The sequence below is a fragment of the Priestia veravalensis genome, assembly GCF_001457055.1.
In the GTDB taxonomy this organism is placed as follows: Bacteria; Bacillota; Bacilli; order Bacillales; family Bacillaceae_H; genus Priestia; species Priestia flexa.
Map to the genome: position 1 here is coordinate 24,129 of NZ_KQ758669.1, position 7,795 is coordinate 31,923.

Here is a 7,795-nt window from a genome sequence, read left to right on the forward strand (position 1 = left end):
TAGGAGGAACATAATGAAGAATGGATGGACAAACTTTATTATTGGAACCGTTCGAATTCGAATTGTTGGAAAAGGTATTGAACGTTTTGTGAATTTATGCGTGCGCCAAGGAATTATGATCTCTCATGTCAAAAAAGTAGAAGAGGGTTGTATTACAGCCACTATTTTGTTGAAAGACGTCAAAAAAATTCGTATACTGATTCGAAAAGCTGACTGCAAAATTTATTTTGTACATCGGCAAGGCTTTCCTTTTTTTACAAAAACAATGTGGAGAAACAGCGGGTTTGTATTAGGCGTTCTTTCTTTTTTTCTTTTGCTTACGCTGCTATCTAATATGATATGGAAAGTTGAGATAACTGGAGCTTCTCCAGAAACAGAATATGAAATGACCAAGAAGCTAAAGGAAGTTGGCGTTAAGAGAGGAGAATTTCAATTTTCATTAGGTAGTCCTGAGCAAATACAGCGTTACTTAACCGACTCCATGAATAATATCACATGGGTCGGTGTAGAGGTTAAGGGAACTTCTTATCACTTTCAAGTTGTTGAGAAGAATGAACCAAAGCAGCAGGAGAAATCATCTCATCAGCATTTAGTTGCAGCTAAAAAAGCAACGATTACAAAAATGTTTGTTGAGAAAGGACAACCTTTGGTAAAAGTAAACGACGTGGTAAATGAAGGTGAAGTACTGGTTTCTGGTATTATTGGTAACGAGAAAAATAAGAAGGTTGTATCAGCAAAAGGAGAAGTTTATGGGGAGACATGGTACAGGTCTGAAGTAGAAGTTCCACTGGAAACTAATTTTCATGTGCTGACTGGAGAATCCTATAATAAGCACTACTTAGATTTAAGCGCATTTAAAATGCCGCTTTGGGCGTTTTCAAAAGAAAAGTATAGAACGACAAAAGTTGAAAAAGAAGTGAAGCCGCTGTACTTTTTCAAGTGGAAAACACCCCTTTCTTATGAAAAAGTGATTATAAGAGAAGATCAAACTACAAAACGGGTATACTCTAAACAAGAAGCCGTTGCGAAAGGGCTTGAAACGGGTCGAAAACAATTAAAAGCATTTTTAAGTGAAGATGCTGAAATAAAAGGTGAAAAAGTTTTGCACCAGCAACTTGAGAATGGTAAAGTAAAATTATCAATACATTACCAGGTTATAGAAAATATTGCGAGTACCCAACCAATTATTCAAGGAGATTGAGGAATGTCAGAACAGCTAGTAACAATTAACGTACAACTTGACGATTCAAACGAAGCAATTTCTTTATTCGGTGTTCAGGATGTTAACTTGAAAAGAATTGAAGAAGAAATGAATGTAAACATCATCTCTCGAGGTGAAACAGTCATTGTTTCAGGTAACCCTGAAGATGTACAAACCGTTGAAGAAATGTTAAAGAAGCTAGTAACAATTATTCGTAAAAACATTACAATTTCAGAACGAGATGTTGTCTATGCAATTCAGCTTGCTAAAAAAGGTACGCTGGAGTTTTTTGAAGATGTATATGAAGAAGAGATTGCCAAAAATGTACAGGGTAAGTCAATTCGTGTTAAGACATTAGGGCAAAGTCACTATATTTCTGCTATTAAAAAGAATGACCTTGTATTTGGTATTGGACCAGCGGGAACGGGAAAAACGTATTTAGCCGTAGTAATGGCCGTTAACGCCTTAAAAAATGGTTTTGTAAAGCGTATTATTTTAACGCGCCCAGCTGTTGAAGCAGGGGAAAGCTTAGGTTTTTTACCAGGAGATTTAAAAGAAAAGGTAGATCCTTATTTACGACCACTATATGATGCGCTGCATGATGTGTTAGGAACGGAGCATACGCAGCGACTAATAGAAAGAGGAGTAATTGAGATTGCTCCACTTGCTTATATGCGTGGCCGTACATTAGACGATGCTTTTGTCATTTTAGACGAGGCGCAAAATACAACATTAGCACAGATGAAAATGTTTTTAACTCGATTGGGTTTCGGGTCAAAAATGATTATTACAGGTGACGTATCACAGGTGGACTTGCCTAGAGGTGTGAAGTCTGGATTAGGGTCAGTTACAAAAATATTAAATAATGTAACAGGCATTTCGTTTATCCATTTAGATCAATCAGATGTCGTTCGTCATCCATTGGTTGGTCGAATCATTCAAGCGTATGACCAATTTGACAAAGAGACCCTTTAATTTAGGGTCTATTTTTTGTAAAAGGGGGAAATTGGTGTGTCAAAGTTTCGGTTTTTTAAACAAACAATGGCACAGATCGAAAAGCTGCGGTTAATTCAACTAGGGTTATATGCTTTAATTGGTCTCATTATGTTTGCGTCTATGTACAGCAATGTAAAGCCAGAAGAATTGGACTTGAGGCTTTTATCGATTTCACCGGAGACGATTTACTCACCTGTGACAATTGAAGATAAAGAAAGTACAGAAAAGAAGAAGGCAGAGGCAAAAGAAGCAGTTGAAGATGTGTATACACAAAAAACAGAATATGCACAAAACCAGGTCGATCTTGTTGCATCTATTTTTGATGCTATTATTGAAGTGAATAAAGAGTACGATCAGTTAGAAAATAAAAGCGAAACAAGCAAGCAAGAAATGTTGCAGGACAAGCTTCCAGATAATATTCGTAAGGGTCTATCTGACAAGGCAATTAGCGAGCTTTTACAGACGAACAAAGAAGAATTATCGGTTGCAAAAGATGCGGTTGTTACAGCAGTCCACCACGTAATGAAAAACCAAGTTATGATTAGTGACTTAGAAGAAATGAAAGACCAAGCTGAGGGGCAGCTGGTGTATACAACTAATGTAAGTTCTAGCTTAAAGGCTGCGATGAATGAAATCGCAAGATCTTCTATTATTCCAAATGTCATTTACGATCCACAAAAAACATCTGAAAATCGCCAAGCAGCAGTTGAAAAAATAGAGCCTGTGCGGATTAAGCAAGGTCAAATTATTGTGGAAGAAAATCAGCTCATCAATGCGGATATCTACCGTCAGCTTCAGCTTGCTGGGCTGTTAAACAATAAAGGAATGCTGCAACCGTTTATTGGCTTAAGTTTGCTAATTATTATTATGATTGGCGGAGCAGCTTTTTATTTGCGAGGCCTTCATGCAAATACATATAAGCCACTCCTTTTATATGCAATTATCACAAGTATTACGATTGCTTTAATGAAAATCTTAAGCTTTTTTCAACGAATTGATTTATCTGAAATTGGCTACTTAGCCCCTGTGGCTGTTGGTGGTATTTTGCTGCGAGTGTTAATGAATGAGAAGATTGCCATTATTTCCAGCATCATTTTTGCCATTTGCGGTAGCATTATTTTTAACGGTGAATTGACAACAGTGTTTAATATGAATATAGGGATTTACTTTTTGATTAGTAATATTACAGCTATCTTGTTTTTAATGGACAAACAGCGCAAGGCAAGAGTGCTTCAAGCAGGACTCGTTGTCGCGCTAATGAATGTGATTGTTAGTCTATCAATTATTTTTATTAAAAATGGTCAGTTAGATACAATGGAGCTTGGTTATTATAGCTTAATGGCAATGGCATCTGGCATTATCTCTTCAGTATTAGCCATTGGTTTGCTTCCTTTCTTTGAAAGTGGCTTTGGTATTTTATCAACAATGAAGCTAATTGAGCTATCTAGTCCAAATCATCCTTTACTGAGAAAAATCTTAACGGAAACGCCGGGTACGTATCATCATAGCGTAATGGTAGCTAACCTTTCAGAAGCTGCTTGTGAAACAATTGGAGCGAACGGTTTGCTCGCACGCGTAGGGGCTTATTATCACGATATTGGTAAAACGAAGCGTCCTCAATATTTTATTGAGAACCAAATGAATATTCGTAATCCACATGATACGTTATCTCCAAAAGTCAGCAAAAATATCATTACATCTCATACAACAGACGGAGCGGCTATTTTGCGCAAGCATAAGCTACCAAAAGAGATTGTTGATATTGCCGAGCAGCATCATGGAACGTCTTTATTAAAGTTCTTCTATCATAAAGCATTGGAACAAACAGAAGAAGAAATAAAAGAAGAAGACTATCGTTACGAGGGGCCTAAGCCACAAACAAAAGAAGCAGCCGTCATCTGCATTGCAGACAGCGTAGAGGCTGCTGTGCGTTCGATGCCCAATCCAACCCCAGAAAAGATTGAGAAGCTAGTGCGAAGCATCATTAATGACAGAGTTGAAGATGAGCAGTTTATTGAATGTGATATTACATTAAAAGAATTGGAATTGATTAGACAAGCTCTTTGTGAGACGCTAAATGGTATATTCCATTCTCGTATTGAGTATCCTGAATTAAAAAAACAGAAGGTGAAAGCATGAGTTTATTAATTGACTTTATTGATGAAACAAATGAAATAACAAATGAACAAAAAGAAACATTAGAAGCCTTATTAGCAGTAGCTGCTGCTAAAGAAGGTGTAGAAGACGGAACAGAAGTATCAATTACGTTTGTAAACAATGAACGTATTCAAGAAATCAACCGTGAATATCGTGACAAGGACAAGCCGACGGACGTTATTTCTTTTGCTTTAGAGGAAATGGGCGAAGGGGAGATTGAAATCTTTGGAGAGGAAATGCCGCGAGTTTTAGGCGATATTATTATTTCCGTTCCAAGAACAGTTGAGCAAGCTGAAGAATATGGCCACTCCTTTATGCGCGAACTAGGTTTTTTAACCGTACATGGTTTCTTACATTTGCTTGGTTATGATCACGAAACGGTTGAAGATGAGAAGCAAATGTTTACACGTCAAAAGGATATTTTAGATGAGCATGGACTCACGCGATAAAAGAGGAATAAGACGATTAGTTCGTAGCTTTGGCTATGCAATAGAAGGATTTAAGTATGTAGTTACAAAGGAAGCAAACATGAAAATTCATGTTTTCGCTTCCTTTGTAGTTATCTTAGCAAGCTTGTGGTTTCGTATCTCATTAACAGAATGGCTGGTTGTTCTGCTGTTAATTGCAGGTATGTTTAGCTTAGAACTTATGAATACGGCTGTTGAAAAAACAGTGGATTTAATTACAACTAAACGTCATCCTTTAGCAAAGCACGCAAAAGATGCTGCCGCTGCGGCAGTGTTGGTTTATGCGTGTTTTGCTGTTGTTATTGGCATCCTTATCTTTTGGAAATACATCTTCTTTTCATGAGTTGTTTGTATTCTCTATATAGCGTTGTGCTATAATGATGCTATAGTAAGATTTGCTCTTTTTTACAGCATGCTAAACTGATTACGTGTTGTAGAAAAGGTGATAAGAATATTATGAATGGATCAATCATCGGAGGCTTTACATGAGTAATCATACATTTAAATCAGGTTTTGTTTCAATTATTGGTAGACCTAATGTTGGGAAGTCTACCTTTTTAAATCGAGTAATTGGGCAGAAAATCGCCATTATGAGTGACAAGCCACAGACAACTCGTAATAAAATTCAAGGCGTTTATACAGAAGATGAGGCACAGATTGTGTTCATTGATACACCTGGGATTCATAAGCCTAAGCATAAGCTTGGGGACTTTATGATGAAAGTTGCGCAAAATACCTTAAAAGAAGTAGATCTTGTGCTGTTTATGGTAAACGCAGCTGAAGGGTTAGGTCGTGGTGATGAGTTTATCATTGAGCGTTTAAAAGAGACAAAGACACCCGTGTTTTTAGTCATTAACAAAATTGATGAAATTCACCCAGATGAGTTGTTTACAATTATCACAACGTATAAGGATCTATATCCTTTCGCTGAAATTATCCCAATTTCTGCTTTGCAAGGAAACAATGTAGAGCGTTTGTTAGAGCAAATTAAAAAAGTGCTTCCAGAAGGTCCGCAATACTATCCTGCTGATCAAGTAACGGACCATCCAGAGCGTTTTATCATTACAGAATTAATTCGTGAAAAGGTATTGCATTCAACGCGCGAAGAAATTCCTCACTCCATTGCAGTTGTCATGGACTCCATGCAAAAGCGAGATAACGGTGCTATATACGTCGGAGCAACAATTATTGTTGAACGCGATTCTCAAAAAGGCATCGTCATCGGAAAGCAAGGGAAAATGCTAAAAGAAGTAGGTAGAAAAGCGCGTGCTGATATTGAAGCTTTACTAGGTTCAAGAGTATTCTTAGAGCTTTGGGTGAAGGTGCAAAAAGATTGGCGCAACCGTTCATCACACTTAAGAGACTATGGTTTTAGAGAAGATGAATATTAAATTAACACATCACAAATTGTAAAAAATTGTGTTACATGATTTTAGCTAGGAAGGCTATTCTAAACGTAAGGAATTGAAATTGTATCTGAGCTATACGATTAGAAAGGTGGGAGTTCTATGTTGAATTTTACTTGGAACGTCTTTTCACAAACAGGTAGTATCGATACATACCTTCTTTTCAAAGAACTTGAAAAAGAGGTAATAGAAGGGCCTGAAGCACACGAAGATGATACTGATGGTCTCAATTCTCCAGTTTCGTAGCCTTCCCAACAGTAGGTGATAAAGTTTGTTTAAAAAATGTGAAGGTATTGTTATTCGAACGAATGACTATGGTGAATCAAATAAAATTGTAACCATCTATTCACGTGAATTGGGCAAGGTAGGCTTAATGGCCAGGGGCGCGAAGAAGCCGAGTAGCCGTTTAGCTTCTGTGACACAGTTATTTACGTATGGCTATTTCTTTATACAAGCAGGTTCAGGAATGGGAACTCTTCAGCAAGGTGAAGTGATTTCTTCTATGAGAAGCATACGCGAAGATATTTTTACAACCGCGTATGCTTCTTATATTCTTGAATTAACGGATAAGGGAACAGATAACAACAAGCCAAATCCGTTTCTGTTTGAGCTACTTTACCAAACGATTCATTATATGAATGAAGGATACGATACTGAAATTTTAATGTATATTTATGAAATGAAGATGTTGAATGTACTAGGTTTATATCCAATTCTTGATGAATGCGCGGTCTGTCATGCAAAAGAAGGAACTTTCCACTTTTCTGTACGCGAAGGGGGCTTTATTTGTCACCGTTGCCTAGAAAAAGATCCGTATCATTTTAAACTGACGCCCATGACCGTTAAATTACTGCGCTTATTTTATTATATGGATTTAAAAAGACTAGGCTCTATTTCAGTTAAGCCGGAAACGAAAAAACAATTGCACTTTATTATTGATCAATATTATGATGAGTATTCAGGCTTGTATTTAAAAACAAAGCGATTTTTAACTCAGATGGAATCTTTGAAAGCGGCACTGCCAACTAAAAGCGAATAAAGGTTACGTATGAGTTTTATAACATAACGTGAGGGTGCCTCAAAGGATAAAGTAATATTTGAGACGCCCTTTTTACTATTGATTTAAAAAAGCGAATAGTCATTAAAAAAGTTACAGGCATCTTTCATGTTTTTTTGGCCGTAACATGATAGAATAAAAAATCCTTTTAAAAATATATCTTTTCATCTTTTACTTTTGAATAAAAAGTATATAATGTTTCACTAACGTCGCATAAATATTGACTGAATTTTCTGTTTTATTATTTTTCCGTTTGAGAAGAAAAATGAAGACACGTGAACAGAGGTAGTAATCATCCATTTTTTCACTATAACCTTTGGCGAGGGCGACAGAGACGGTTAAACCTTTACGGGACAGCTCTTCCTGCTATTTTTCGAATCCAAATGTGTGCGGATTTCCACGGTGCTGCTTTTAACAACCGACTAATTTGTAAGTACGTCCGTGAACTGTTTGTACCCAACTGAGCCAGTACGTTTAAACAGTAGACAATCATCGCGATGTACACTTGATT

At 36.9% G+C, this 7,795-nt stretch carries 8 protein-coding genes and 1 pseudogene; 8 read left to right on the top strand and 1 reads right to left on the bottom strand.

The window, feature by feature from the left end:
- Positions 1-13: 13 nt before the first annotated feature.
- From yqfD to recO, 8 genes are all read left to right on the top strand, one after another.
- On the top strand, positions 14-1,201 hold the full coding sequence (yqfD, locus tag AS180_RS15115; protein WP_025911637.1) for a sporulation protein YqfD: 1,188 nt from the start codon (positions 14-16) through the stop codon (positions 1,199-1,201).
- Positions 1,202-1,204: 3 nt separating this feature from the next.
- On the top strand, positions 1,205-2,176 hold the full coding sequence (locus AS180_RS15120; protein ID WP_025911635.1) for a PhoH family protein: 972 nt from the start codon (positions 1,205-1,207) through the stop codon (positions 2,174-2,176).
- A gap of 66 nt (positions 2,177-2,242) precedes the next feature.
- Positions 2,243-4,336 carry an HD family phosphohydrolase gene (locus AS180_RS15125; protein ID WP_035321374.1) on the top strand — a complete coding sequence of 698 codons (2,094 nt, stop codon included), beginning with the start codon at positions 2,243-2,245 and terminating at the stop codon, positions 4,334-4,336.
- Entirely contained in the window at positions 4,333-4,803 is a 471-nt protein-coding gene (gene ybeY / locus AS180_RS15130) for an rRNA maturation RNase YbeY (protein WP_025911633.1), read from the top strand. Before AS180_RS15125 ends, ybeY begins: the two co-directional genes overlap by 4 nt.
- A complete protein-coding gene (locus tag AS180_RS15135) occupies positions 4,781-5,164 on the top strand; it encodes a diacylglycerol kinase family protein (protein ID WP_025911632.1) in 384 nt (127 codons plus the stop codon). The genes ybeY and AS180_RS15135 overlap by 23 nt, the downstream gene beginning before the upstream one ends.
- 142 nt (positions 5,165-5,306) lie before the next feature.
- Complete coding sequence (gene era / locus AS180_RS15140) at positions 5,307-6,212, top strand: GTPase Era (protein WP_025911630.1); 906 nt, start codon at positions 5,307-5,309, stop codon at positions 6,210-6,212.
- 117 nt (positions 6,213-6,329) lie between these two features.
- A complete protein-coding gene (locus AS180_RS21750; RefSeq protein WP_064484023.1) occupies positions 6,330-6,473 on the top strand; it encodes a YqzL family protein in 144 nt (47 codons plus the stop codon).
- Between the two features lie 25 nt (positions 6,474-6,498).
- Positions 6,499-7,266: a DNA repair protein RecO gene (gene recO, locus AS180_RS15145; RefSeq protein ID WP_025911629.1), complete on the top strand. Its 768-nt coding sequence runs from the start codon at positions 6,499-6,501 to the stop codon at positions 7,264-7,266.
- Positions 7,267-7,630: 364 nt separating this feature from the next.
- On the opposite strand, the pseudogene AS180_RS22675 reads toward recO, so the two are convergent.
- Positions 7,631-7,795 (bottom strand): annotated as a pseudogene (locus AS180_RS22675) (IS4 family transposase); the annotation flags it as partial.

Bases quoted from the DNA above. Each gene is read 5' to 3' on its own strand.
- yqfD (WP_025911637.1), top strand. From the start codon at position 14: ATGAAGAATGGATGGACAAACTTTATTATTGGAACCGTTCGAATTCGA.
- AS180_RS15120 (WP_025911635.1), top strand. From the start codon at position 1,205: ATGTCAGAACAGCTAGTAACAATTAACGTACAACTTGACGATTCAAAC.
- AS180_RS15125 (WP_035321374.1), top strand. From the start codon at position 2,243: ATGGCACAGATCGAAAAGCTGCGGTTAATTCAACTAGGGTTATATGCT.
- ybeY (WP_025911633.1), top strand. From the start codon at position 4,333: ATGAGTTTATTAATTGACTTTATTGATGAAACAAATGAAATAACAAAT.
- AS180_RS15135 (WP_025911632.1), top strand. From the start codon at position 4,781: ATGAGCATGGACTCACGCGATAAAAGAGGAATAAGACGATTAGTTCGT.
- era (WP_025911630.1), top strand. From the start codon at position 5,307: ATGAGTAATCATACATTTAAATCAGGTTTTGTTTCAATTATTGGTAGA.
- AS180_RS21750 (WP_064484023.1), top strand. From the start codon at position 6,330: ATGTTGAATTTTACTTGGAACGTCTTTTCACAAACAGGTAGTATCGAT.